The 26,425-nt window shown below is 66.0% G+C and carries 22 protein-coding genes and 1 tRNA gene; 9 read left to right on the forward strand and 14 right to left on the reverse strand.

Annotated features, from left to right (window positions below; translation table 11 throughout):
* Positions 1-54: 54 nt before the first annotated feature.
* On the forward strand, positions 55-453 hold the full coding sequence (locus QNN99_RS10315) for a phage holin family protein (protein ID WP_229966363.1): 399 nt from the start codon (positions 55-57) through the stop codon (positions 451-453).
* Here the strand turns inward: QNN99_RS10315 and QNN99_RS10320 are convergent.
* From QNN99_RS10320 to QNN99_RS10370, 11 genes are all read right to left on the reverse strand, one after another.
* The gene (locus QNN99_RS10320; RefSeq protein WP_229966364.1) at positions 430-1,848 is read right to left on the reverse strand and encodes an alpha/beta hydrolase; all 1,419 of its coding nucleotides are present in this window, start codon (positions 1,846-1,848) and stop codon (positions 430-432) included. The two genes, QNN99_RS10315 and QNN99_RS10320, sit on opposite strands and share 24 nt — an antisense overlap.
* Positions 1,849-2,127: a hypothetical protein gene (locus QNN99_RS10325; RefSeq protein WP_229966365.1), complete on the reverse strand. Its 279-nt coding sequence runs from the start codon at positions 2,125-2,127 to the stop codon at positions 1,849-1,851.
* A 318-nt stretch (positions 2,128-2,445) separates the two neighbouring features.
* Positions 2,446-2,991, reverse strand: coding sequence for a YbhB/YbcL family Raf kinase inhibitor-like protein (locus tag QNN99_RS10330; RefSeq protein ID WP_229966366.1), 546 nt, complete (start codon positions 2,989-2,991; stop codon positions 2,446-2,448).
* A gap of 8 nt (positions 2,992-2,999) precedes the next feature.
* Positions 3,000-4,568 carry a GMC family oxidoreductase gene (locus tag QNN99_RS10335; RefSeq protein ID WP_229966367.1) on the reverse strand — a complete coding sequence of 523 codons (1,569 nt, stop codon included), beginning with the start codon at positions 4,566-4,568 and terminating at the stop codon, positions 3,000-3,002.
* A complete protein-coding gene (locus tag QNN99_RS10340) occupies positions 4,568-5,218 on the reverse strand; it encodes a gluconate 2-dehydrogenase subunit 3 family protein (RefSeq protein ID WP_229966368.1) in 651 nt (216 codons plus the stop codon). The genes QNN99_RS10335 and QNN99_RS10340 overlap by 1 nt, the downstream gene beginning before the upstream one ends.
* Positions 5,219-5,280: 62 nt before the next feature.
* The gene (gene groL, locus QNN99_RS10345; RefSeq protein WP_229966369.1) at positions 5,281-6,930 is read right to left on the reverse strand and encodes a chaperonin GroEL; all 1,650 of its coding nucleotides are present in this window, start codon (positions 6,928-6,930) and stop codon (positions 5,281-5,283) included.
* A 101-nt stretch (positions 6,931-7,031) separates the two neighbouring features.
* Positions 7,032-8,057 carry an NAD(P)-dependent alcohol dehydrogenase gene (locus tag QNN99_RS10350; protein ID WP_229966370.1) on the reverse strand — a complete coding sequence of 342 codons (1,026 nt, stop codon included), beginning with the start codon at positions 8,055-8,057 and terminating at the stop codon, positions 7,032-7,034.
* Positions 8,054-8,404 (reverse strand): propane 2-monooxygenase effector subunit MimD, encoded by a 351-nt coding sequence (gene mimD / locus QNN99_RS10355; protein ID WP_229966371.1) that lies wholly within the window; start codon positions 8,402-8,404, stop codon positions 8,054-8,056. Before mimD ends, QNN99_RS10350 begins: the two co-directional genes overlap by 4 nt.
* A complete protein-coding gene (locus QNN99_RS10360) occupies positions 8,404-9,522 on the reverse strand; it encodes an aromatic/alkene monooxygenase hydroxylase subunit beta (RefSeq protein ID WP_229966372.1) in 1,119 nt (372 codons plus the stop codon). Before QNN99_RS10360 ends, mimD begins: the two co-directional genes overlap by 1 nt.
* Before the next feature lie 17 nt (positions 9,523-9,539).
* A complete protein-coding gene (locus QNN99_RS10365; RefSeq protein WP_229966373.1) occupies positions 9,540-10,589 on the reverse strand; it encodes a 2Fe-2S iron-sulfur cluster-binding protein in 1,050 nt (349 codons plus the stop codon).
* 127 nt (positions 10,590-10,716) lie between these two features.
* The gene (locus tag QNN99_RS10370; RefSeq protein WP_229966374.1) at positions 10,717-12,366 is read right to left on the reverse strand and encodes a ferritin family protein; all 1,650 of its coding nucleotides are present in this window, start codon (positions 12,364-12,366) and stop codon (positions 10,717-10,719) included.
* A gap of 299 nt (positions 12,367-12,665) precedes the next feature.
* On the opposite strand from QNN99_RS10370, the gene QNN99_RS10375 reads away from it, so the two are divergent.
* Together QNN99_RS10375 and purB are read left to right on the forward strand one after the other, a co-directional pair.
* Positions 12,666-14,438: a sigma-54-dependent Fis family transcriptional regulator gene (locus QNN99_RS10375; protein ID WP_229966375.1), complete on the forward strand. Its 1,773-nt coding sequence runs from the start codon at positions 12,666-12,668 to the stop codon at positions 14,436-14,438.
* Positions 14,439-14,489: 51 nt separating this feature from the next.
* Positions 14,490-15,911 (forward strand): adenylosuccinate lyase, encoded by a 1,422-nt coding sequence (purB, locus tag QNN99_RS10380; RefSeq protein WP_229966376.1) that lies wholly within the window; start codon positions 14,490-14,492, stop codon positions 15,909-15,911.
* Positions 15,912-16,335: 424 nt separating this feature from the next.
* Here the strand turns inward: purB and rlmN are convergent, their stop codons facing one another.
* Positions 16,336-17,589, reverse strand: coding sequence for a dual-specificity RNA methyltransferase RlmN (rlmN, locus tag QNN99_RS10385; RefSeq protein ID WP_229966377.1), 1,254 nt, complete (start codon positions 17,587-17,589; stop codon positions 16,336-16,338).
* Positions 17,590-17,723: 134 nt separating this feature from the next.
* Here rlmN and QNN99_RS10390 point away from each other — a divergent pair, with 134 nt between their 5' ends.
* Positions 17,724-18,233: a GNAT family N-acetyltransferase gene (locus QNN99_RS10390; RefSeq protein WP_229966378.1), complete on the forward strand. Its 510-nt coding sequence runs from the start codon at positions 17,724-17,726 to the stop codon at positions 18,231-18,233.
* On the opposite strand, the gene QNN99_RS10395 is transcribed toward QNN99_RS10390, so the two are convergent.
* Positions 18,227-18,706: a nucleoside deaminase gene (locus tag QNN99_RS10395; RefSeq protein WP_229966379.1), complete on the reverse strand. Its 480-nt coding sequence runs from the start codon at positions 18,704-18,706 to the stop codon at positions 18,227-18,229. The genes QNN99_RS10390 and QNN99_RS10395 overlap by 7 nt on opposite strands.
* Positions 18,707-19,068: 362 nt before the next feature.
* Here QNN99_RS10395 and QNN99_RS10400 point away from each other — a divergent pair, with 362 nt between their 5' ends.
* Positions 19,069-21,498: an ATP-binding cassette domain-containing protein gene (locus tag QNN99_RS10400; protein ID WP_229966380.1), complete on the forward strand. Its 2,430-nt coding sequence runs from the start codon at positions 19,069-19,071 to the stop codon at positions 21,496-21,498.
* A 4-nt stretch (positions 21,499-21,502) separates the two neighbouring features.
* Here QNN99_RS10400 and QNN99_RS10405 read toward each other — a convergent pair whose 3' ends face one another.
* The gene (locus tag QNN99_RS10405) at positions 21,503-22,384 is read right to left on the reverse strand and encodes an alanyl-tRNA editing protein (RefSeq protein ID WP_229966381.1); all 882 of its coding nucleotides are present in this window, start codon (positions 22,382-22,384) and stop codon (positions 21,503-21,505) included.
* Positions 22,385-22,479: 95 nt separating this feature from the next.
* Between QNN99_RS10405 and QNN99_RS10410 the strand changes: the two genes are divergently transcribed.
* From QNN99_RS10410 to QNN99_RS10425, 4 genes are all read left to right on the forward strand, one after another.
* A tRNA-Met gene (locus tag QNN99_RS10410) sits at positions 22,480-22,556 on the forward strand.
* 151 nt (positions 22,557-22,707) lie between these two features.
* Positions 22,708-23,244: a (2Fe-2S)-binding protein gene (locus QNN99_RS10415; RefSeq protein WP_229966382.1), complete on the forward strand. Its 537-nt coding sequence runs from the start codon at positions 22,708-22,710 to the stop codon at positions 23,242-23,244.
* Positions 23,241-24,320 carry an FAD binding domain-containing protein gene (locus QNN99_RS10420; protein WP_229966383.1) on the forward strand — a complete coding sequence of 360 codons (1,080 nt, stop codon included), beginning with the start codon at positions 23,241-23,243 and terminating at the stop codon, positions 24,318-24,320. Before QNN99_RS10415 ends, QNN99_RS10420 begins: the two co-directional genes overlap by 4 nt.
* Positions 24,317-26,401: a xanthine dehydrogenase family protein molybdopterin-binding subunit gene (locus QNN99_RS10425; protein WP_229966384.1), complete on the forward strand. Its 2,085-nt coding sequence runs from the start codon at positions 24,317-24,319 to the stop codon at positions 26,399-26,401. Before QNN99_RS10420 ends, QNN99_RS10425 begins: the two co-directional genes overlap by 4 nt.
* Positions 26,402-26,425 lie beyond the last annotated feature (24 nt).

A 26,425-nucleotide genomic window follows, 5' to 3' on the forward strand; every position in this document is an offset into this window, starting at 1 on the left:
GACCGCGGCCGGCCAGAACGGCAAACGCGGCGGACGGTGTGCCAGCATGTAGGCATGCGCTTTCTGATTCGGATCCTCATCAACGCCCTGGCAGTGTGGGTGGCAGGCCTGCTGCTGCCCGGCATCGCGGTCATCGAAACCGGCGGCGCCCTGACCGGCGATCCCACTGTCGATCTGGTGCTCGCCTACCTTTTCATCGGGTTGCTCTTCGGCCTCGTCAATGCCCTGATCCGTCCGGTCGTCAAGCTGCTGTCGCTGCCGCTGACCATCCTGACCCTGGGCCTCTTCACGATCGTCATCAATGCGGGGATGCTCATGCTCACCTCCTGGCTGAGCAGCTATACGCCGGTGGAACTGGCAGTGGACTCCTTCTTCTGGACGGGCATCCTGGCCTCGATCATTGTCAGCGTGGTGTCCCTGGTGGCGGGCTCACTGACCGGGACCCGCCGGTAACCAGAATCCCGGCGGCGCGGCTGGACCCACCGGCATCGGCAGCGGCGACACCGGTTTCGGCAGCGGCGGGACAGTTCCCTGCCGGGGCGGAGGCAGCGCCGGGACCGTGCCCTGCCGGGGCGGCCGCTGCGCAGGAGATTGAGAAGCCGGTTTCCTGGAGAGCTTGAACAGGCCCCGCGTGGCAATGGTTCCGGGCGCGATGACCTCGGCCAGGTGCGCCAGGGACTCCTTCAGCGACGGATCACCGCTGGCGTCCGCCTGTGCGGCAAGGTCCAGGTAAACATCAAGCTGATGCGCCGGACCCAGGCCGCCGTCGCCTCCCTCAGGCACCGGTGCAGTGCCCGTGACGGTGATGCGATCTCGCGTATCGGGGTTTGATGCCCCGTCGGCGCCGGTGGCCCAATCCTCGGCATGCTCCAAATGCAACGCCCTGACGCCCTCGGGAAGGTCCCGGCCCCCGCGCGGCGCGGCCGCAGTCAAAACCATTTCCATGGTGAACTCTCCGTCCTGCGCCAGTCGCGCAGCGATGTTGACCGCATGAATTCCGCCCTCGCTGTAGCCCGTCAGAATGACTGAATCCCCGGGTGATGCTCCGGACTGCCGCAGGGCTTGGGCAACGGCTTCGGCCACATACCGGCTGTCCCCGCCCATGCCTTCGACGTTCCCGAGACTATCGAACGGATTCGATATACCCAGTGCTGGATCGTCCTGCGTTCCGGGCAGCGTGACGATCTGCAGCCGCTGACCGCCGCGGACAACCGTGAGAATTTCGATGACGCCGGCGTCCTCCTCCTCCAGGAGGCGGACGCGTTCCAGGAGACTCCGGGCGGTGCCGCCCAGCCGGACCTTCCCGTGGTTTCCGGCCTGTTTGCTGACGGCGATCGGTCCGAGGAACCCGTGGCGGCTGAGCCTGGACTCCAGCTTTTCGGCGGCGCCCTCCGTGTCCGGAAGCATCAGTTCGCTGACTATCCGATCCGGGTATCCCCAGCCGTTGTGGCCCCATAGGTACAACGCCAGCCCCAGGGCGGGGACGCCGCGCTGAAGGGCTTTGAGCTCCTTTTCCACCCGTCCTTCAACCTCGAGATAGTTCTCGCCAGCTTTCCGAAGGCGCCGCGCCGCATCCTCCAGTTCCTCGATGCCCCGGAGGAGACCTTGAACTGCTGCATCCACCGCATCTGCAGCTCGGGCTGCCGCCTCAGGCAACGCGCTGAGCCCGCGCAATCGAAAGCAGAGATCCGTGCCGCGGAACCGCAGGTCCTGCAGCCGTTCGGAGGTGTCCTCCAGCTTTCCTCCGGTTGCTTCGAGCTCGCGGTATTCCACGGCAAGTCCCCTGGACCCGCCCTTGACTATGGGACCGCCGGGATCCTCGGTCGATGCGAGCGCCGGGGCCTTCATTTAGCTGTCCCCCGCGTTCAGCAGCCGCAGTTCGCCCGCATACCGGACGAGCACTTCCGCAGCGGCTTCAAAATCGCGCACGGTTGTGGCCATGCGGCTCACGCACCCGTGCAGAAATTCCGCGAACTCGTCGGCAGCTTCGGAGCGCCATTCCATCCTCTGCAGCTGTGGAAGGTCCCGTTCCAGCGACTCCAGCTCCTCAATCGCGGCCTGCACATATTCGGCTCCGGCTTCTGCTTCCGACATACCCGGCGGATTGTCCCCGTAGACCGGATCCATTTGTTTCCCCTATCCCGACTGCTTGCTCCGTTCCCTGCGCCTCTGTTCTCCCACGTAACCGCACGGGCCAGTGCCGTCCTCGGATCAGTTGTGGATAAAAGCGCGCAGAGGCGGCCGCAGGCGCCGCAGTGGAGGACAGGTCAGCGGACGCACAGCAGCGAAGCTTGAGCAGCTCTCATTGATGAGGAAACAGTGGGAAACACGGACGGGAGCCCGGCTGCCGCGACGCGGCCGGACTCCCGTTCCCGGTGGGGACCGGCCGCGCGGGCCGGTACTCCCGATGCTCCTCAGACCGTCGTTGCTTCTGTCTGGGCTCACCTACTGCTCGAAGGTGGCGGTGAGCACTCCCCTGCCGAGCGTGTGGCCGTACAGGTTGAACGCCAAGAAGGCCGGGGTGGCGTTCTCGGGGAGTCCGAGCGATTCCACATCCAGTGCATGAACCGCTATGTAGTACGTGTGCAGTCCGTTTCCGGGAGGAGGAGCGGCACCCAGGAACTGCTTGAGGGAGAGATCGTTGGCCAGTTGCCAGGCGCCGTCGGGCAGGCCGGCTCCCGTTGGCGAGCCGGCACCGGTCTCCAACTCGTTAACCGCGGCGGGGATGTCGGCCACGGCCCAGTGCCAAAACCCGGATCCCGTCGGCGCTTTGGGGTCGTAGACCGTGACGGCGTAGCTCTTGGTGCCCTCCGGGGCTCCGCTCCACGACAATTGGGGCGAGACATCAGCGCCTCCGGCGCCGAGGATGCCGCTGCGCTGAGGAACCGGCCATTCTCCGCCGTCGTCGACATCGGCGGACGTCACGGAGAATTCCGCAACCCCCGGGAGATCGGCAAAGGGATCACGCGGTTCGGTCATTGTTGCTGCCATGATTGCTCCTAAATGAATTGCTGGTGCATTTGGTCGACGATGTATTCCGCCTGCCGTGTCGCCAGGGCAACGATCGTCAGGGTCGGATTGGCCGCCGCGCCGGTGGTGAACACGGAACCGTCCGAGACAAAGAGATTGCTGATTTCATGGGACTGCCCGAAGGCATTGACCACGCCGTCCTCGGGGCGTGAGCTCATTCGGGCCGTGCCGAGGTTGTGGGTCGAGGGGTACGGCGGGGTGTGCGTGGTGTCATCCGAGCCGACGGCCGAGTACAGCAGGTCCGCCTGCTGGTAGGCGTGTTCCCGCATGGCCACGTCATTGGGATGGTCGTCGAAATGCACGTTGGGGACCGGCAGCCCGAGCGGATCCGTGACCGCACTGTTCAGTGTGATCCGGTTGGATTCCTGCGGCATGTCCTCCCCAACAATCCACATTCCGGCGGTGTTCAGGTACTCCGCCATCACATGGGCAAACGTCGGTCCCCAGGTACCCGGATCCACGAAGCTGGCGAGGAAGGCCGGCCCGAGGGAGAGCGTTTCCATGTAGTAGCCGCCGGAGAAACCCCGGCCGGTGTCATGCCGTGATTCATCCGCGATGATCCCGGCCATGGTCTCTCCGCGGTACATCCGGACCGGCTGGTCGAAGCGTGCGTAGACGGATCCGGTGGTGTGGCGCATGTAGTTGCGCCCGACCTGGCCGGAATAGTTGCTGAGGCCGTCCGGATGCCTGGAATCGGCGGACATGAGCAGCAGCCGCGGCGTTTCGATGGCGTTGCCGGCCACGCACACGGCCCGGGCCAGCTGGCGCTGCACCTGGCCGTCGGCGTCGATGTAGATGACCCCGTCCGCCTTTCCGAACGCATCCACGGTGATCTGCACGGCCTGCGAGTTCGGCCGCAGGTCCAGCAGCCCGGTTTTTTCCGCCTTGGGGATCTCGCTCACCAGGGTGGACCACTTGGACTTGTTTTTGTCTCCCTGGAAGTTGAAGCCGTCCTGGATGCTGGCGGGCCGGCCGTCGTAGGGTTCGGCATTGGTGGCGTAGGGGCCGGTGGCGTAATGCCGGTACCCGATCTTCTCGGCGCCGTTGGCAAAGACCTTGTAGTTGTTGTTGGCCGGAAGGGCCGGCCGCCCATGGCGGTGCGTGCTGCCCATCTTTTTCTCGGCCGCGTCATAGTACGGCTCAAGATCCGCCAGGGATATCGGCCAGTCTTCGAGGTTGGCCCCCTCGATCCGGCCGTAGGTGGAGCGTGCCGTGAACTCGTGAGCCTTGAACCGCGGTGTGGCGCCGGACCAGTGCGTGGTGCTGCCGCCCACTGCCTTGACGATCCAGGCCGGAAGGTTTGGGAAGTCGCGGGCCACCCGCCAGCTGCCGCTGGTGGTCCGGGGATCCAGCCAGGCCATCTGGTTGAAGGCCTCCCATTCATTGTTGACGTAGTCCTCGTTGAGGATGTGGCCGCCGGCCTCCAACGCCACCACCGGCACCCCGGACTTCGTCAGCTCATACAGGACCGTGCCCCCGCCCGCGCCGGTGCCGATAACCACCACTGCAGATTTGTCGTCAAACTCGATCTTGGCCACTATTCGCCCCTTGCTTCACGCCGGGCGAAGCCCGAACTGGGTCCAACACCTGACAGTTCATCCGGACCCGCCGCTGCGGCGGCAGCCGGAACGGCACCGCCGCCGGCCGCTTGGCCGGCCGCCGCGGGACGGGCTGACGCGACCGGCACCGCGGCCACACGGTAGGGCAGGGGGCCCTGGTCCGGCACCTGTTCCTCCGACTCGTCGATCCGGGGCTCCGGGAGCCAGTCCAGGTCGTTGAATCCCCGATGCAGATAGCCGCCCTGGTCAAAGGACGATCCCTCGTAGCCCAGCGCTTCCCAGACTTCGGGATCATCGTAGAAGTTCAGCACCGTGGTCCGCCGGATGAATCCGAAAAACACCGAGTCTTCGATGCGGCGCAGGACGCTCATCGCCTCCTCATCGGAGAGGTCGATGAAGCGGTGCTCGTCAGCGGCGGCGTTTAGGGTGGCCAGCCCCTGGACGAGCTCAATGCGGAACCAGGTGGAGGCGGCGGCTTCGGCAGCGATTTTCGCAGCCGTCCGGGCGTACGGCCCGTCCGGGAACCCGGGATGCGGGAACGCTACCCGGAGGATCCGGATGAGCGTGGACTGGGCCTCCTCGGACAGCTGCGTGGCGTTGAGGGATGGATACTTGGCTGGAAGTTTCATCGGATCTCCTTCGATCAAATGAGTCAAATGCGTTGAAAATCTGGGAACAGATGCCGTGCAACCTAGTAGATGTTGCTGGGGCGGACCATGCCTTCGGCCAGGTCGCCGAATCCCGGGGCGTAGATCTCCCCCGGATGGTTCAGGACCTCCTCCACCACGAGGGTCTCCGTGGTCAGCAGCAGCGCGGCAATGGACGCGGCGCTCTGCAGGGCCGAACGGGTGACCTTGAGCGGGTCAATCACGCCGGCTGCAAACATGTCCCCGTATTCGCCGGTCATGGCGTTGAAGCCGGTGCCTACGCTCGATTCCTGCACCGTCTTCACCGCCTCTTCACCGTCGTACCCGGCGTTGATGGCGATCCACCGCAGGGGTTCCTCCAGGGCGCTGTGCACAATGTCCCTGCCGATTCCGGCGTCCCCGGCCAGGTTGAGCCCGGCCAACGCGGGCTGCGCCTGCACCAGCGCGGTGCCGCCCCCGGCCACGATGCCTTCCTCCACCGCCGCCCGGGTGGCGGAGAGTGAGTCTTCGACCCGGTGCTGCTTTTCCTTCAGTTCGACGTCCGTCGCGGCACCGACCCGGATCACGGCCACGCTGCCGGAGAGCCGCGCGATCCGCAGCTGGAAATTGTCCTGGTCGTGATCGTTTTCCGCCCGGGCCAGCTCCCGTTCAATCTGCTGGATGCGGGCGGTTACCTCCTCCTCGGCCCCCGCCCCGCCGACTATCGTGGTGGAATGCTCGGTCACGGTGATCCGCCGCGCCCGGCCAAGGTGCTCAATCCGCACGTTTTCCAGCTTCACGCCGGAATCGGTGCTGACCACGGTGCCGCCCATGACGGCCGCAAGGTCCTCCAGCTCAGCGACCCGGCGGTGACCGAAGCCGGGTGCCCGCACGACAGCGGACCGGAACGTGTCATGGACGTTGTTGGTCACCAGCATGCTCAGCGCCGGTCCGTCCATGTTTTCGCAGAGAATCAGCAGCGGCTTGTTGGAGCGCTGGACCTGCTCCAGCACCGGCATCAGGGTTTGGACCGTGGTGATCTTCTGATTGGTCAGCAGGACGTAGGCGTCGTCCAGTACGGCCTCCATGCGGTTCTTGTCCGTGACGAAATACGGGGAGATGTAGCCGTGGTCAAACTCGACGCCGTCCACAAAGCTCAGCCCGAGCCCGAACTGCGGCCACTCCTCCACGGTCACCACCCCGGAGATCCCGACCTGAGCCATGGCGCTGGCCAGGACGTTGCCGATCTCCGGGTCGTTGTTGGCCGAGATGGTGGCAACCTGGCGCAGGTCCTCCTCCCCCGCCACCTTGCGGCTGCGCGCACCGAGGAGCTCGACGACGGCGGCCACCGACGTCTCGATGCCGCGCTTGATCTGCATCGGGTTGGCGCCGTCGTTCACTGCGGCCAGGCCCTCGCGGACCAGGGCCTGCGCGAGCACGGTGGCGGTGGTGGTGCCGTCCCCGGCGACGCCGTTGGTCTTGGTGGCCACCTCCTTGACCAGCTGCGCGCCCATGTTCGAGAACGGGTTGCGCAGCTGGATTTCCTTGGCGATGGTCACGCCGTCGTTGGTGATGGTGGGAGGGCCCGTCAGTTTTTCCAGCATCGCGTTGCGCCCCTTGGGGCCCAGCGTTACCTTGACCGCGTCGGCAAGGGCATTGACGCCCTCCTCCAGCAGCCGACGGGCTTCCGCATTGAATTTCAGGTCTTTTGCCATGTAGCACGCACCTTCTGTAGTTCGATGACTTCCCGTTGCTCGGTACCTTGGTTGGGCCGCTGTCGCGGCTGCGGATGAATGGGCGGGTTGGCGCTGTGGGCTTACGGGACCAGGATGGCCCTGCCGCGGACCCTCCCCTGGTCCAGGTCAGTCAGCGCCGTGTCGAATTCCGTCAGCGGATAAGTGGAGGTGTGCAGGGTGACCTTTCCGTCCGCCGCCAGGGACATCAGTTCCACGAGGTCGTTGTAGGAGCCGACCAGGTTGCCAATGAAGTTGATTTCGCTGGAAATGATGTCGATCGTGGGCACCTCCAACCGGCCGCCGTAGCCGATCACGAAATAGCTCCCCGCCTGGCGGAGCATCGCGATGCCATCCTCGATGGCACCGCCCTCCCCGACGAAGTCCAGCACCACCTCGGCGCCTTCTCCGCCGGTCAGAGCCAGCACGGCGTCGACCTGCCCGCCGTCGGCCACCACGGTGTGCCGGGCACCCAGATCCTTGGCCAGCTCCAGGGCCTCCGGGGAACGGTCCACGACGATCATTTCCGCTGCGGACAAAGCCGCCAGGACTTGAATGCCGATGTGGCCGAGCCCGCCGGCTCCGATGATGACCGCCCGATGGCCGGGCCTCAGGATCCGGGCTGCCTTGGCCACCGCGTGGTACGCGGTGAGGCCCGCGTCGGCGAGGGCTGCCACGTCCGCCGGCTGGAGGGACGGATCGAGTTTGACCACGGAACGGGCCGTCGTCTTGAGATACTCGGCGTAGCCGCCGTCGGAATCGATGCCCGGGAATTTGGAGTTGGCGCAGTGCACGTCGTCCCCGGCCCGGCAGGCCCGGCACAAGCCGCAGGTCGCCAGCGGATGCAGGATGACCGGGTCTCCGGGGGCGATGTTCGTGACGGCGCTGCCCACCTCCTCGACCCAGCCCGCGTTCTCGTGGCCGATGGTGTACGGCAGCTGCACACCGGATTTTTCCTCCCACTGGCCCTCGATGATGTGAAGGTCAGTCCGGCACACGCCCGCGCCGCCCACTCTGACAATCACGTCCATCGGCCCGTCGACCGTGGGCCGCGGCACCTCCACCAGCTCCGGCTTGGAGTTGTAGAGCCCCAGCTGCACGGCTTTCACGGCTGGACCGGCATCAGGTCAAAGCCGATGTACTCGGCTGCCTCTTCGGGGTTGGCGAAGAGCATGGTGCGGTCATCGAAATGCACCATGCGCCCGTAGTGCGTGGACATGATTTCCTCGAAATCCGTCTGGTCGAAATCCTGGCCGAGCTCTTCTCCGATCTCGGCGAAATCGAACGTCAGGGTCTCGGTGCTGTCGACCCGGATCATGGAGGGAAATTCCACCAGCTTCACCCCGGGCTTGCGGCCCATGACCTCGGCAACGACATATCCGTTCTGGTTGTTCATGAGGGTGACACCGCACATGTTCGAGGATCCGGCGACAGATCCAAATACCATTTCGTTCATCAGTTCAGCTCCTTCGGTACGTCGATTCCGAGGTCCTTCAACAACAGGGTGCGGAGGCCGTCCTTTGCCGCCTCGAACGATTCAGCGAACGGCATCACGCGTTCCAGCGGCTGGGACCAGATGGGCTGAAGGTCCTGTGCCGCCTTCAGGCTTCGGGGCACCCAGACCGCCAGCCACTCGGACAGCTTCGCTTTGTTGGCTTCACCGTGCGCTTCATCGCGCACCAGCATGGCGAACAGCGCCCTGGTGTAGGCCTGGTCGCGGCTGTAGTCGTGTTCCCCGGAGCCCACCAGGCTGGGGGTGACGTAGTCACCGTTGCGGGCAGCGATCTGCATGACCAGGTGGCTCCGGAACAGCACGCCGACGAGCTGCTCGTAAACCACGTTGGTGGCGAAGACTGCCTCGGCCCAGTCGCTGGCGGCGGTCAGGAGCTCGACGTTTTCCCGGACACCCTGCCAGACCGGATCGGTCTGCCACACCTCCCGGTGCACGTCGCCGTTGAACCCCTCGACCACCTCGCTCAGGTCAAGGTTGTACAGCGCCAGGTCCTGGGCGAAACGCAGCTTGTGAGCACTGTTGACGGCCACGGCGGTGTTGATCATGTTGGTGGGGCCCGAGCGCTGGACGGCGGTGAACACATGCAGGCCCAGACCGTGCTCTGCGTGCATCCACGCACCGAGGTTCCGTTCCACGAACCGGGTCCAGGCCGGCGTCCAGCTGTCATAGGCCTTGGCCAGCTGGGCGTTGGCCAGGTTCTGCTGCACCTGGCGGACCACATTGGCATTGTTGCGGAAAATGGTCTGTTCCCACTCGCCGTTCGGATCCCGGAACTGGTGCCAGTCACTGGATTTCAGCGCGGTCCATTCCTTGGGATAACCCCCGGGGCCGTCACGGAATCCGTAGATCCAGCCCTGATAAAGATGTCGTTCCGGATCAGGCTGCACGTCGAGAGTGACGTCTTCATACATGGTGGCCCGCAGCTTTTCGGGAGTGAAATAGCTGTACGACCGGCTGGTGGAGCTCGGGAATTCCAGCGCGCCGGCTTCGGCGTCAGTGAATTGCGGCTTGGGAAAGCTGCGCTCCGGATTTTCGGGCTTGGCCGCTGTGGGTGTGCTCATGGTGATGCTCGCTTTCCTCAGTCTTGCGGAACCGTGGTTGTGAATTTGTCGAAGAAGACCTGCTCGCGCGGGACATTTTGGCTGTCCAGGAAGGCCATGGCGGCGTCGACCATGGGAGTCGGCCCGCACAGGTACAGGTCGGTCCCGGTCAGGTCAGCTTCGCGGCGTTCGAGGACGTCGGTGACCCGGCCGACTTCGACCGCCATCCCCAGGTTGGTCCCGTCCGCCGCGCCGCCGTCGGAGAGGCAGGGAATGAACGTGAAGTCAGCGAGCCGGCTGCCCAGCTCGCTGATCTCGGCCAGATAAAAAAGATCCGCGGCGGCGCGGGCGCCAAAGTAGAAATGCACCGGCCGTGGATTCTGCGTCTTCGCCAAATGGCGCAGCAGGGACAGGATCGGCGCCAGCCCGGCGCCGCGGCCCACGCAGACGATGGGGCGCTCCGATTTGTCCCTGATGGTGAAGGATCCATAGGGGCCGGCCAGGTCGAGTTTGTCGCCGACCTTCAGCTCGGACTCCAGCAGGGCGGAGAACCTTCCGCCCGGATACCTCTTAATGATGAATTCGAGCTCCGGACCGTCGTCGGGAGTCATTGCCATGGAGAAGGAGCGGTGCTCCGGCGTGCCGGGGATCACCAGGTCCGCGTACTGGCCCGGTTTGAACTGGAACCGCGCGGATCCGGCCGGCAGCAGCTTCAGCGACACGATGTCAGCCGTCAGCGCAGTGATCGCCGTGACGGAGGTGGTCAGATTCTGCAGGGGAACCGCGTTGCGCAGCTCGTCCTCGTCAAAATTGATCAGTTCAACTTCGCAGTCACTGTAAACATGCGTCTTGCAGAGCAGGACGTACCCTTCCTCGCTTTCCGACTCGGCCAGCGCGAAAGTGGAATACCGGTCCATCTGGACATCGCCGTCGAGCAGGAAGGACTTGCAGGCGGAGCATTGGCCTTCCCGGCAACCGTGCATCAGGGAAACCCCCTGCCGGAACGCCGCATCCAGGACGGTTTCGTCCTCGTCGACGTCGATCTCAAGTTCAACCGGTTCGAAGCGGACTTTGTGGTTCCTGCCCATTCTTTCTCCTAGCAAGTGTCTTTCTCCGGCCAATGCGGACGGTGGCGGTGGCCTTGGCCGGCCGGCTGGCCCGGAAGCGGCGCCAGGCGCGTGCAATAACGCCGCTTCCGGGTGATCAAGGGGGTTCTTACCCCGTGGCCGCGAAGCGGCCTCCCGGTCCGCCTGCCTTGTAGGCCGCAATGTGGGCCTCCCGCTCCGAGTCGGACATTTCGTTCAAGGTCACGTTGGGGCTGGGGAAGGGGATGCCCTTGAAGTCGTCGAGTGTCCACAGCTTCTTGGGATCATCAAGGTCGAGGTGCGGTTGCGCGATGAGGGTCTTGCCGTCGTCGCGCACGTAGCCGAGCTTCTTGATGATGTGGGAAACCTCCTCGTTGTGGTTGAGGGTCTCCCATTCCCGGTCTCCGGTGAGCCGGCCCATGTTCGGCGTCGGCCTGCCCTCGTACTCGGGCCGGAAGGCCTTGATGTCGGTCCAGGCGCAGGTTTCGGAACAGTAGGTCCGCCACTGTCCGTCGACCTTTTCCGTCACCATGTCCTCGCGGATCAGGCACGGCACCATGCACGTCCAGCACCGGTGCGGGTACTGGTAGTCGACGTCTTCGAAGGCGATGGCCTTGTGCCCGCCCGGATAGCGCAGCCGGTTGTAGTTTTCCCACCATTTGCCGTACTTGCTGTACCAGCCGGGATACTTCTCCTCGAACCACTCGAAGTCCTGGTCAGTCATCGGATCGATCCGCCAGTAGTTCACCGGCCAGCCGGTGGCGAAGAACTGCGCCACCTCGTGGACGTATCCCTTGTTGACGATGCGGTTCCAGGCCTCTTCGACCAGGTCATGCGGGATTTTCAGGCCGTACTTTTCCAGCGGCAGCAGATAGCTGCGGTAATAGTCGTCGTAGATCCAGCGCCGCCACATTTCGGCGTAGCTGTCCCGGTCCTTCCGGCGGTCCTTGGTGCCGTACTCAATGAACGTGCCGATCGCGGCGTCGACGACGCAGTGGTTGTTCCACCAGGCGTACCGCAGGTCGCGTTCGAGCAGCACCCGGTTGTCCTCATCGGCCAGGGCCATCAGCAGGATGGAGTAGCCGTTGGAGATGTGCCGTGACTCGTCGGACTGGACCGAGTGGAAGACCGTCGGCAGCAGGTAGTCGCCGTTGGCTGCGGCCTCCGCAGGCATGGCGACGAACAAGGTGTTGGTGAACGCTGTTTCGGCCACCACCGTCAGGTAGATGTTGGCCGCGGTGATGGCATCACCGGTGATGAAGCCCTCGCCGAACTGGCGGCCGATGGTGCCGGCGTAGTTGTTGGCGAAGGCCTTCTCGCTGATGTCGAACCCTGCCGGGTCGATGTAGTGGTTCATGTACAGCTTTTTCAGGTTCATCTGGATCGTGGAGTGGCGGACCTCGTCGATCATCTGGACGGCCAGCCCGTTGTGCAGGTCCGGATTCGGAACGGCGTCAATGGCCATGGGCATGGCCCGGGCTGCCGAGATCTCCGGGAACGGAATGATGGACAGGAAGAGCTTCTGCCACTCCATCCAGCGCTCCTGCACCTGGCGGAACATGTTGCCGCGGATCGCGCCGTCCATGGCGCCGTACACGCGGTTGTCCTTCTCCTCCTCCATCGGGAAGTAGGAGCGCAGGATCTGCTTCAGCGGATCCTTCTTGGGGGATTTGGTGAAGTTGTAATCGGTGCCAAATCGGGTTGCCGGCGTGGCGAAGGTCGGTTCCCACGACAACTCGCTGATCTTCTTGTGAGCCTTGCTCAAGCTTTGCCTGCTCAACGCTGCCTCCTTGTTAGGGCTGGGGCACCCGCGGGGCCGTCATGGACCCGCGGGTCGGAGGCGGTCCGAAGTGCCGAAGCATCGGTGGCGCATCGGTTGGGTGCCGATTCGATTCGGCCGGCCCGCCTCTGTGATCCAATGACACCGGAACCGGGCTGGGGACGGCGTCTCATTTTGAGATGGGCTTCCGGAGCCGCGCCCGGTAAGCTCCAGAAACGAAGGCGGCCCTCGGCGCGCCCAAACGGACCTGGGGGAGGTCTTTCGGTAGTGCAGACTTCAATGCTGAAGGCGGTGTGGCGATGGGATCCCGGCCAACGGGCGCCAGCGAGCGCCAGCTGCATGAGGCAAGAGAACGATTCCTAACGGCTCAGGCGGCGGAGGCGGAAGCTGCGGTGCGGGAACCGATCCGGCAGTCCTGGCTTAGGTCCCGCGCACTGACGGTGCATCCCCACCGGGCGGAATCCCAATTCATCCGCGAACCCAACACCGAAGCCACGCTGATCCGGGCGGCCGCCCCGATTCTGGCGCAGCTGGCGGAAAACCTCGCCGCCGAACCCGTGGCCGTGATCCTGACAACCGCCGACGGCGTGATCACCCAGCGGATAACGGCTGACCGGACAATCAAGGCAGCCATGGACGATGTCCGGCTGGCCCGGGGGTACAGCTACTCGGAACAGTTTGTCGGCACCAACGGCATTGGCACTGCCGTGGAAATGCGAATGCCCGCCCTGGTGCTGGGCCGGGAACACTACACGGATGATCTGGCGGCCCTGTCCTGTGCCGGCGTGCCGATTCTCCATCCGGTGTCCGGGAAGCTGCTGGGCGTCCTCGACCTCACCACCTGGGCGGCCAACGGCGGCAGTCTCCTCATGACCCTGGCCAAAACCGCGGCCCGGCACATCCAGGACCGGATCCTGAGCCAGGCCCTCGAAGCGGAGACCGCCCCGTTCAACGGTTTCCTGCGAGCATCCAGGCGGACCTCGCAGGCAATCCTGGCTCTCGGCGGGGATCAGGTGCTGATGAACCGGAAGCTGCGGTCCTCCCTGGACGGACAGGACCTGGCCTCGCTGGCGGAGTACGCCCTGGAGTCCACGCATCCGGCCGGCCGGAACTTCATTGTGCCGCTGCCCAGCGGGCGGACCGTCCGACTGTCAACGGAGCCGCCGGATCACGACAGCACAAGCACCGTGTTCACCGTCCAGCTGCTGGAGCCGGCCCGCGCTGCCGCGGCAGGACATCCCGGCCGGCAGACCCTGCCCGGGCTCGTGGGCAGGAGCCCGTCCTGGCGCCGGAGCCAGCAGGAGGTTGACCGCTGCTACCGGGACGGCGGCTGGTTCCTGGTTGCCGGGGAACCCGGCAGCGGCCGCGCCGCGCTGCTCCGCTCGGTGGCTGCGCAGTTCCCTTCGGCCGCCCGCTTGGAGGTCCTGGGTCCGGGAGGGCACCGGACCAAGGAGGAATACCTCAATGCCGTGGCGGCGGCGGTGGAGGAGGAGAACTTCGAGCTGCTGCTTCGGGACGTTAATACCCTCCCGGCCGAGCTGGTGGAGCCGTTGTCCGGCCTGCTGCAGTCCGCGGAGGGCAGGGGGCGGCTGATGGCAACCGTCGACAGCACCGTGGATGATCCGGATTTCGAGGTCAGCATTCAACCGTTTTTCAAGCACACGGTGGCGGTTTCCGCGCTCCGCCACCGGATAGAGGATCTGGATGAGCTGGTGCCTCATCTGCTCGGCAAGGCGGCGCAGCAGCCCGGCAAGGGGCCCGGTGTCACGCTTTCGCCGGAGGCCATGCAGCACCTGGCCAAATTCAACTGGCCCGGCAACGTGGCGCAGCTGCGGGGAATCCTCCGCGATGTGACGCTGCGGCAGCGCTCCGGTGTGGCCGGGACTGACCAGCTGCCGGCCGAGGTGCGGGCCCTGAGCAAATACCGCCTCTCACCGTTGGAGGCGCTGCAGCGCGACGCGATTGTGCGGGCGCTGGAGGAGAACGACGGCAATATGACCCGGGCCGCGGCGGCGCTGGGCATGTCCCGCGCAACCATTTACCGGCGCAAACGCTCGTATGGCATCAGGTGACCCGCAAGTCACACAGCAGGGAGCGCGGCCGAGCCGTGAAAGAATTGCGGCATGGCTGACTCCGCTGCTTCCCGCGTCCCTCTTGCTTCCGTCACTCCCGCCATTGCGCTCGGTCCGTTGGACGGCCGCTACCGCGGCGTCACGGCCCCGCTGGTGGACTACCTGTCCGAGGCCGCGCTGAACCGCGACCGCACGCACGTCGAAGTCGAGTGGCTGATCCACCTCACGTCCAATGCTGTGCTTCCCGGCACTTCCCCGCTGAGCGCCGAGCAGCAGGCGCAGCTGCGCGAAATCGTCTCCGGTTTCGACGGCAACTCGATAGCCGAACTGGGTGAAATCGAGCAGGTCACGGTTCACGACGTCAAGGCCGTGGAGTACTACATCGGCCGCCGCCTGGCAGCCATCGGCATCGAAAACCTGACCTCGCTGGTGCACTTCGGCTGCACCTCTGAGGACATCAACAACCTCTCCTACGCCCTGGGCGTCAAGGGCGCCGTGGAGAATGTCTGGCTTCCCGCCGCGCACGACCTGGTCGACCGGATCACAGTCATGGCCGAGGAAACCCGCGCCGTGCCGATGCTCTCCCGGACGCACGGCCAGCCCGCCACCCCCACCACTCTGGGCAAGGAACTGGCCGTGACGGCCCACCGACTGTCCCGGCAGCTGCGCCGCATTGAGAAGACCGAATACCTGGGCAAAATCAACGGCGCCACCGGCACCTACGCGGCACACTACGCTTCGGTGCCCGACGCCGACTGGCAGCAGGTGGCGCGCAGCTTCGTCGAGGGCCTGGGCCTGCACTGGAATCCGCTGACCACGCAGATCGAATCCCACGACTGGCAGGCCGAGCTGTACGCCGACATGGCCCGGTTCAACCGGATCCTGCACAACTTCTGCACCGACGTGTGGAGCTACATCTCCATCGGCTACTTCAAGCAGATCCCGGTGGCCGGCGCCACGGGTTCCTCCACCATGCCGCACAAGGTCAACCCGATCCGCTTCGAAAACGCCGAAGCCAACCTGGAGATCTCCAACGGCCTGCTGGACACTCTGGCATCCACCCTGGTGACTTCCCGCTGGCAGCGCGACCTCACGGATTCCTCCTCACAGCGCAACATCGGCGTGGCGTTCGGCCACTCGGTGCTCGCCATCTCCAACGTGGCCAAGGGCCTGGAGCGCCTGGACGTGGCCGACGACGTCCTGGCCGCGGACCTGGACACCAACTGGGAGGTGCTCGGCGAAGCCATCCAGATGGTCATGCGCGCCGAGGCCATCGCCGGCGCCCCCGGCATGGAAAACCCGTACGAACGCCTCAAGGACCTGACCCGCGGGCAGCGCGTGGACGCCGAGCGGATGCGCGAATTCGTCTCCGGCCTGGGCCTGCCGGCCGACGCCGAAGCGCGCCTGCTGGACCTGACCCCGGCCAAGTACATCGGAATCGCCGACTCGCTGGTGGACCACGTCACCAAGTAGCCCTCTAAGCACGACGACGGCGGGAGGCCGGGTTTCGCAACCCGGTCCCCCGCCGTCGTCGTTTTACGGTCCGCCGCCGTTAGCGTTGGCCCATGACCGGTTTCCCGCAGCTGCCCCACACGGTTTTGGACACTACCGATTGCGCTTCGTAGCCCGAAGCGGACACGAGGCCCCGCATTTGGGCAGTGGCCCGTTCACAGGCAGACTGGCCCCATGGAATTCACGACAAAGATTCAGCGATACCTCGGCATGGAGCCGGTAAAGGTACTCGACCAGTATGAGAAAGCAACACGCGCAGCACATTTAACGTGCCTGAGGTGCGGGGCCTTTGTCGCAGCTGAGCACCAGATGTTGCACAACAACTGGCACGCGGCCCACGACGGGTAGGGGCTGATGCCCCCACCCGCTTCGGGGTACCGGGTTCCTAGTCCGCGGCAGCCAGCTGACCGCAGGCGCCGTCGATCTCCTTGCCGCGGGTATCGCGCAGCGTGGTGGGGATGCCGGCATCGATGAGGTGGTTGATGAAGTCGCGGGTCACGTGCGGCTCCGGCGAGGTCCAAATGGAACCCGGCGTGGGGTTCAGTGGAATCGGATTCACGTGCACCCAGCCGCGGCCGCGGGCGTTGAGCTTCTTCGCCAGCAGATCGGCGCGCCACGGATGGTCGTTCATGTCCTTGATCAGCGCATATTCGATGGACACGCGGCGGCCGGTGACGCGGTAGTAGTTGTACGCGGCGTCCAGAGCCTCGTCCACCTTCCAGCGGCTGTTGACCGGAATCAGTTCATCGCGCAGCTCATCATCGGGGGCGTGCAGGCTCAGCGCGAAGGTGACCGGGATGTTCTCCTCGGCCAGCTTGTTGATGGCCGGCACCAGGCCCACGGTGGACACGGTGATGTGCCGGGCGCTCATGCCCAGGCCTTCGGGAACGTCCGCTGCCATGCGGTGCACGGCGTTCATCACGCGCTTGTAGTTGGCCAGCGGCTCGCCCATGCCCATGAAGACAATGTTGGTGACGCGCTCGGCGTCGTGCCCGCCGTCGCGGCGCTTGCCGCCCAGGCCGCCCTCCTTGATCACGCGGTTGGCTTGGACAATCTGGTCCAGGATTTCCGCGGTGGACATGTTCCGGGTCAGGCCGGCCTGGCCGGTGGCGCAGAACGGGCAGTTCATGCCGCAGCCGCACTGGCTGGACACGCACAGGGTGATGCGGCCGGGGTAGCGCATCAGCACCGACTCCACGAGGGAACCGTCGAAGAGACGCCAGAGGAACTTGATGGTGTCGCCGTTGTCGGTGGTCAGGCGCTTGACCTCGGTCAGCAGCGTCGGGAACATCTCCTGCACCAGGTCATCGCGGCGCTCCTTGGGGAGGTCGCTCATGGTTTCCGGGTCCGTGGTGTAGTGCTGGAAGTAGTGCACCGAGAGCTGCTTGGCGCGGAACGCGGGCAGGCCCAGCTCCTTGAGCTTCGCCTGGCGCTCGGACAGGGTCAGGTCGGCCAGGTGCACCGGCGGCTGCGACACACGCGGGGACTTGAACTGCAGCAGCGGGCGGCCGTCCGGTTCCTTGGCCTGTTCCCAGCCCTCGGTGGCAGGGCGGACCTGCGCCTTCCGCGCCTGCAGCTGCGCCTTGGAGGTGCCGACCGGCTTGGACGGGGTTGCGGGGGAAGTATCGAGGGAAGTCATCCCTTCCATTTTTGCACGCATCCGCTATCTCTGCTTCCTGTTAGCCAACTGGCCACAGCACTGAAACACGGTTGAAACCGCCGGCGCCTAAGTTGGGGGAAAGCCCGCTCGGGTGCCCGCACAGGAGGTCCCACATGCTTGCCGACCAACCACCGCACCTCACCATCCGGGAAGTTCCCTGGACCAACCCGGTGGGTGCCGATTTGCGCGCGGCCCAGCAGTCGGAGCTGGACTTCCGGTTTGGCAGCGCGGACCGCGAGCCCTCACCTCCCACCGCGGAGGACACGGCCGTGTTCCTGGTGGCCTATGAAAAGAGCTCCGGACAGCCGCTGGGGTGCGGCGGGCTGCGAAGGATCGGCGACACCACGGCGGAGGTCAAACGGATTTACGTCCTGCCCTATGCCCGCGGCTCCGGGGTTGCCACGGCCATCCTCACCGCACTGGAGTACCGGGCCCGGGCCGCAGGCTACGACGTCATCACTGCCGAAGCAGGATCAGCACAGCCGGACGGGCGCCGGTTCTACCAGCACGGCGGATACACCGTGGTGCCCAACTTCGGTCCGTACGCCGGACGGGAGGACTCGGTCTGCTTTGCCAAGACCATCGGTCCGGTCCGCGTGAAAACGCGGGCCGGATATCAGTAGTCGGTGCGGCGTTCCGCGGCGTTCCAGGCGTCGAAGGGTGCCATGGCCGGACTGCCCTCAACAGCCAACTGTTCCACGGGGAGGGTCCGGCGCCCGGTCGGGGTCTCGAAGTACTCGTAGAAGGCGGCGTCGTCGAACCCTGCACCGGCGGCATCGTGCCGGTCGGCGGCGAACACCACCCGGCCCACGCGGGCCCAGAGCGACGCCGCAAGGCACATCGGGCAGGGTTCGCAGCTGGTGTAGAGAACCGCTCCGCTGAGGTCGAAGGTGCCCAGCGCCGCACAGGCATTGCGGATGGCACTCACTTCCGCGTGTGCGGTGGGGTCGTTGGCCGCGGTGACCCGGTTGACGCCCTCAAACGCCTGGCCGTCCGCGGTGACGATAACTGCCCCGAACGGGCCGCCGCTGTCGGCAACGTTGGCGGTGGCCAGGCTGACCGCCCGGCTGAGGAATTCGGCTTCGCTGGTAATCATGGGCGTCTCCTTGGAGCTTCGATTCCGGCGGCGCCCCGGAGGGAGCGGTTTGCCGGAACAATCGGAAGGGTCTGCCAGGTAGATAACGCACGCAGGCGCCCGCCTTCGGCAGCATGACACTAGCACCAATCCGCGGACGGCCGAAGCCGTGTTCGCCCTCCACGGCGGGGATTGCCAGTGCCTGCCGCCGAATGGCAATCTGAACAGCGTTGGACATTCTGTGTCGCAGGCCTCGAGCCGCCCCGGTGTGGAGGTGGAACAGCCGCCAGGAGGTCGACACCCTGCCGGCCAGCTGCCTGGGCACGCAACGGAGAATCAGATGCACTGACCACGGCGGACAGTGCAAGGGATGGAGACGCAGCATGGCGACAGGTACCGAGACCCCTGCAACGGCGCAGCACGCGGCGGACCAGCAGGATGCCATCCGGGTTCAGGGTGCCCGCGGCAACAACCTTAAAGACATCAGCATCGAGATCCCGAAGCGCCGCCTCACCGCCTTCACCGGCGTCTCCGGATCCGGCAAGAGTTCGCTGGTCTTCGGAACCATTGCAGCGGAATCCCAGCGGCTGATCAACGAGACCTACAGCGCCTTCGTGCAGGGCTTCATGCCGAACCTGGCCCGTCCGGACGTGGACCGGCTCGAGGGCCTGACCACGGCGATCATCGTTGACCAGGAGCGGATGGGCGCCAATCCCCGCTCCACGGTGGGCACCGCCACGGACGCCAACGCCATGCTGCGCATCGTTTTCAGCCGGCTCGGGGAGCCCCGCATCGGCTCCCCCAACGCCTACTCCTTCAACGTGCCCTCGGTAAAGGCCAGCGGCGCCATCACGGTTGAGCGCGGCGGCAAGACCAAGGCCGAAAAGGCAACGTTCAACCGGCTCGGCGGCATGTGCCCGCGCTGCGAGGGCATGGGCTCGGTCACCGACTTCGACTTGTCAGCGCTGTACGACGACGACAAGACGCTGCGTGAGGGCGCCCTCACGATCCCCGGCTACAGCATGGACGGCTGGTACGGGCGGATCTACACCGGCACCGGCTTCCTCGATCCGGACAAACCGATAGCCAAATTCACCAAGCGGGAACTGCACGACCTGCTGTACAAGGAGCCCACCAAGATCAAGGTCGAGGGCATCAACATCACCTACGAAGGCCTGATACCGAAGATCCAGAAGTCGATGCTCGCCAAGGACCCGGAGGCGATGCAGCCGCACATCCGCGCCTTCGTGGAGCGCGCCATCACCTTCACCACCTGCCCCGAGTGCGCGGGCACCCGGCTCAGCCCGGAGGCCCGCTCCTCGAAGATCAACGGCAAGAGCATTGCCGACGCCTGCTCGATGCAGATCACCGACCTGGCCGAGTGGGTCCGCGGCCTGGAGGAGCCGTCGGTGGCGCCCCTGCTGGCCGGGCTCCAGCACCTGCTGGACTCGTTTGCCGCCATCGGGCTCGGCTACCTGAGCCTGGACCGGCCCTCGGGCACCCTCTCGGGCGGTGAATCCCAGCGCACCAAGATGATCCGGCACCTCGGCTCCTCCCTCACCGACGTCACGTATGTGTTTGACGAGCCGACGATCGGCCTGCATCCGCACGACATTGAACGGATGAACGGACTGCTCCTGCAGCTGCGCGACAAGGGCAACACAGTGCTCGTCGTCGAGCACAAACCCGAGACCATCGCCATTGCCGACCACGTGATCGATCTGGGTCCCGGGGCCGGCATCGACGGCGGTGCCGTGTGCTTCCAGGGCACCGTGGAAGACCTGCGGACCAGCGGAACCATCACCGGGCGGCACCTCGACGACCGGGCGCGGCTGAAGGACACGGTCCGGTCACCCTCCGGCACGCTGGAGGTCCGCGGCGCCGCAACAAACAACCTGCAGGACGTCGACGTCGACCTGCCCCTTGGCGTGTTCTGTGTCCTCACGGGCGTGGCCGGCTCCGGAAAGAGCTCCCTCATCCATGGCTCGGTGGCGCGGCGGGACGGCGTGGTGGTGATCGACCAGGGCGCGATCAAGGGTTCCCGGCGCAGCAATCCGGCCACGTACACGGGGATGCTGGAGCCGATCCGCAAGGCGTTCGCCAAGGCCAACGGGGTCAAGCCGGCGCTGTTCAGTTCCAATTCGGAGGGCGCCTGCCCGGCCTGCAACGGAGCCGGCGTAATCTTCACGGATTTGGGTGTCATGGCCACCGTGGAGTCCACCTGCGAGGAGTGCGAGGGCCGGCGGTTCCAGGCCGCGGTGCTGGAATACACCCTGGGCGGGCGGAACATCGCCGAGGTGCTGGGAATGTCGGTGACGGAGGCCGAGGCGTTTTTCGCCGGCGCCGCCGCGGGCGCCGCCGGCAAGGGGACCGCCGAAGAGCTGACCGAAGGCTCAGCCCTGCCGGCCGCCCACAAGATCCTGGGCCGGCTGGCCGACGTCGGGCTCGGTTACCTTCACCTTGGCCAGCCGCTCACCACGCTGTCCGGCGGCGAGCGGCAGCGCCTGAAGCTGGCCACGCAAATGGCCGAAAAGGGCGGCGTCTATGTCCTGGACGAACCCACCACGGGACTGCACCTGGCCGATGTGGCGCAGCTGCTGGGGCTTCTGGACCGGCTGGTGGACTCCGGCAAGTCGGTCATTGTCATCGAGCACCATCAGGCAGTGATGGCGCACGCCGACTGGATCATCGACCTGGGTCCGGGGGCAGGGCACGACGGCGGCCGGATCGTTTTCGAGGGCACCCCGGCGGACCTGGTGGCCGGCCGCTCCACGCTGACCGGCGAGCATCTCGCCGCATACGTGGGCGCCTGACCGGCTATCCGGCGGGCTGCACGCAGATGGTGTCCATGGTCAGGGTCACCGCACCCTCGCCCGCGGCGGCGGTCAGCGTGACCTGAATGCCGCCGGCTTCCTTGAGGGATCCCACGTGGGTGCCGCCGCAGGGAATGGAAACCGTCCCGTCGGGCAGGTCCACGCTCCACCGCCGCAGGTCGGTCAGCCGATCGCCGTCGCACTCAATGCGCACGTCGGCTCCGCTGGCGGTCCAGTCGGCCAGGGTCGCGTTGATGCCCGCTTCCACGGCGGGCAGGTCCTCCAGCACCTCCGGCGAAAAACCCTTGCGGCGCAGCGACTTTCCGAGCCGGTACACGTCGGTGGAGCCGTGTTCGGTGATCGTGGAGGTTTCGATCGCCAGGGCGTCAAAGTTGGGGTTCCCGGCGGCGTCGGGCAGGACCTCCTTCTTCCAGGCACCGGCCAACTGCCGGTTCAGTGCCAGCGAGGCCAAGTGGCAGGCGGTGTGCCCGGCGGAGAGCGCGGCCCGGTACGCGGAGTCCACCTCGACCTGCACGGAGTCGCCCTCCTGCACCGAGGCATCCCCGGGCAGCACATGGGCAACGGTGAAAACCCATCCCTCGGTGCCCTTCTTCACCGGAATATCGGCGCCGAGGCAGAGCGCTGTTCCGTCGGTGGCGGCGACGACGGCGTCCAGCACGTCATGCGCGGTGCCGGCGGCGGTCCTCAGCACCGCCCGGTCGGCCCCCTGGTCGGGCCAGCCGGCATCCACCGGATGGACGGCGGTGGTGTCCAGCAGGACGGCCCGGGTGCCGTCGGCCAGATCCTGGACATGCAGGACCGTGCCGGCGGATTCCACGGCGCCGGAGGGATAAGTGACTGTTGCATCTACGGTGGGAAGGCTCACAAGGCCACCTTACCGAGGAAAATCGGGCCCGCATCGTGACGGCCGTCACTGGATTCTTCATCCGGGCTGACATGGGGGTACAGTTCTAAGTACGACGCGGGGTGGAGCAGTTCGGTAGCTCGCTGGGCTCATAACCCAGAGGTCGCAAGTTCAAATCTTGCCCCCGCAACCAAGAAGATGGTCCTGACCGGTGAAAACCGGTCGGGGCCGTTTTTGTTTAACCCCGCCCTCTTTCTCCGAAGTTACCCGGAACATGGTTGTCTCCCTGCATGGCCTCCGGTAGGTTTCAGCACCAATGGCATTAGGCAGAGGGCGGCCGGCACATGGAAGCTGAAATAACCCTGCAGGTGGACGGCGCTGAACGGACACTGAGGGTTGACACCCGCACCACAGTGTTGGACGCGCTGAGGGACAGGCTCGGGGTGACCTCCCCCAAGAAGGGCTGCGACCACGGCCAGTGCGGCGCCTGCACGGTGCTGCTCGACGGGCGGCGCACCAATTCCTGCCTCACCCTCGCGGTGGCGCACGACGGCGCTGAGGTCGTCACTGCCGAAGGCCTGGCCGGCGGCACCCCGGACGGCGGACTGCACCCCATCCAGCGTGCCTTCCTGGATCAGGACGCCTTCCAGTGCGGCTACTGCACCCCCGGACAGATCTGCTCCGCTGCAGGGGCCATCGAAGAGGCGGCCGCCGGCCACCCTTCCACGGCAACCGCCAACCTGCAGACCGACGGCGCCGTCGACCTCACCGACGCCGAAATCCGTGAGCGGCTGAGCGGCAACCTCTGCCGCTGCGGTGCCTACGTGAACATCGTTGCAGCCGTACGCCAGGCCGCCGAAGCCGCCCAGGACCGGCCATGATCCCTTTCGAATACCGGCGCGCCGACGACGCCGCGTCCGCCGTCGCGCTGGTCAGCGGCAACCCGAACGCCGCGTTCCTGGCCGGCGGCACCAACCTCGTGGACCGGATGAAGCTGGGTGTGGACAACCCGGGCATGCTGGTGGATGTCAGCAGGCTCCCGCTGGACGCCGTGGCTGTCCTCGAGGACGGCAGGGTGCGAATCGGCACGAATGTGCGCAACGCGGATCTGGCGGCCAACGCGGTGATCCGCCGCCGTTATCCGGTCCTGGCGCAGGCGTTGCTCTCCGGGGCGTCCGGCCAGCTGCGGAACATGGCCACGACCGGAGGAAACCTGCTCCAACGCACCCGCTGCGTGTATTTCCAGGATCCCACTACGCCATGCAACAAGCGCGAGCCCGGCACGGGCTGCTCCGCCGTGGGCGGCTACACCCGCTACCACGCCATCCTCGGCGCCTCGGAACACTGTGTCGCCACCCACCCCTCCGACATGGCCGTGGCGCTGGCCGCGCTCGATGCGGCGGTGGTGGTGCTGGGAAGCGACGGCGAGCGGACCATAGAGGTCAGCGAATTCCACCGACTGCCCGGCGACGAGCCGGAGAAGGACACCGTCCTTGGCCACGGGGAGCTGGTCACCGCCGTTGAGCTGCCCCCGGCGCCGCAGCGGTCCGCCTACCGCAAGGTCCGGGACCGCGCGTCGTACGCCTTTGCCCTGGTGTCGGTGGCCGTTGCGCTGGAGTTGGAAGACGACGACGCCGTCACGCCGGTGATCCGTGACCTGCGGATCGCCCTTGGCGGCGTGGCCCACAAGCCATGGCGGGCGCTGCAGGCCGAGGCCGTGCTGCGCGGAGCCCCTGCTACCGAAGAGAACTTCCGCGCCGCAGCCGATGCCGAACTGGCCGCCGCCGAACCGCTGCACGATAACGGCTTCAAACTGCCGATGACTCGAAATGCCCTGGCCGCGGTCCTGAGGGAGCTGACCGGCGCACCGGCCCCGGAGGCGGCAGCAGCGGGGACCGATCACCTCGAGGGTCCCGAGGGCCCTGTGGACGCCGGCTGGGAAGAGATGGGCTCATGAGCAGACTGCTGCCGGCTTCGGCCATCGGAGAATCCCTTGAGCGGCTTGACGGTGAGCTTAAGGTTACGGGGCGGGCCCCCTATGCCTATGAACAGCCGGTGAAAGACCCCGTTCACCTCTATCCGGTGCTTTCCACCATTGCCCGGGGCCGGGTGGAACGGGTGGAAACCGCGGCAGCCGAGGCCGTCGACGGCGTGCTGACCATCCTCACCTCGGAAACTGTGCCGCGCCTGGCGGATACATCCGACCGGGAACTGGCCGTCCTCCAGGATCCCGGCGTGGGCTATCGGGGCTGCATTGTCGCCGCAGTGCTGGCCGAAACCCCGGAGATTGCCCGGGAAGCAGCAGCAATGGTGTCAGTGAAATATGCCGAAGAGCCCTTCAACGCAGAACTGCGCAGCGACGACCCGGCACTCTATGCACCAGAGGAACTGAACGCCGGCACGCCTACGGACAGCAGCCAGGGCAATGTGGACGCCGCCTTGGAAACCGCTGTCCTTACTGTTGATGCCACGTATTCCACCCCTGCCGAGCACAACAACCCGTTGGAACCGCACACTACGGTGGCCCAGTGGGACGGACGGATCCTGACCCTGTGGGATTCCACCCAGGGCGTGCATTCGGTGAAGGACACGCTGGCACAAGTACTGGGGCTGGAGCAGGACCAGATCCGGGTCATCGCTCCGCATGTGGGCGGCGGATTCGGTTCCAAGGGAATGCCTCATGTGCACGTGGTGATGGCTGCCCTGGCCGCACAGTGCACCGACGGACGTCCGGTGAAGTTTCCGGTCAGCCGACAGCAGATGTATTCGCTCACCAGCCACCGCACCCCCACCGTTGCGCACATCCGGCTGGGCGCCGCCGACGACGGCCGCCTCACGGCGATGTCCATGGATACCCACGAGCACACCTCCAGGATCAAGGAATTCGCGGAGCAGACACCGGCACCGTTCCGGATGATGTATGCCTGTCCCAACCGCCGCACCACCACCCGCCTGGCTCCGCTGGATATCCCCGTGCCGTCCTGGATGCGCGCGCCGGGTGAGTGCCCGGGCATGTTCGGGCCGGAGGTGGCCATGGATGAACTGGCCGCCGCGGCAGGCCTGGATCCCCTCGAGCTGCGCCGGCGGAACGAGCCGGACGTCGATCCGGAAACCGGCAATCCGTTTTCCAGCCGACATCTGCTGGAATGCTTCGATCTCGGGGCCGAGCGGTTCGGCTGGGAGAACAGGGTCACCCGCCCCCGCTCGGTGGTGGAGGACGGCTGGCTGGTGGGCATGGGCACGGCCAGTGCGGTATATCCGTTTATGCGCCAGCCCGCCAACACCGCCCGAATCGGCTACGAGCAGGACGGAATCTATTCCGTGCAGATCGGTGCCGCGGATATCGGCACCGGCAGCTGGACCGCCCTGACGCAGATTGCCGCCGATGCCCTGCGGGTTCCGGTGGACCGGATCCGGCTCGGGATCGGTGACACACGGTTCCCCCCGGCCAGCGTCGCCGGCGGATCTTCGGGCACGGCGAGTTGGGGCGGCACCATCGTGGCCGCAGCACAGGTGTTCCGGGCCGACCATGGCGAGCACCCCTCGCCAGGGGCACAGACCGAGGCCGGGCCGCCCGCCGACCCCGAGGCGCAGAACCTCGCCCTCTATTCCTTCGGGGCGCACTTCGCGGAAGTGCGGATTTCGACCGATACCGGCGAAGTCCGGGTCAGCCGGATGCTGGGAGTTTTCTCTGCAGGGCGGATCATCAATCCCAGGACCGCCCGGTCCCAGCTCCTCGGGGGGATGACCATGGGCCTGGGCATGGCGCTGCACGAGCACAGCGTGCTGGATCCGCGGTTCGGTATTTTCGTCAATCACGACCTCGCCGAATACCACGTTCCCACGAATGCCGATGTGCTGGACATGGACGCGCTCTGGATCGAAGACCGGGACGAACATGCCGGTCCGCTGGGTGCGCGCGGACTCGGGGAGATAGGCATCGTGGGCAGCGCGGCGGCCATAACAAACGCCGCCTACAACGCCTCCGGCGTCCGCGTCAGGGACCTGCCGCTCACGCCGGATAAGTTTCTGGCCTAGGAGCACGGCCCCGGAGCACCTGGG

The organism is Arthrobacter sp. zg.Y820, assembly GCF_030125555.1.
Taxonomy (GTDB): domain Bacteria; phylum Actinomycetota; class Actinomycetes; order Actinomycetales; family Micrococcaceae; genus Arthrobacter_B.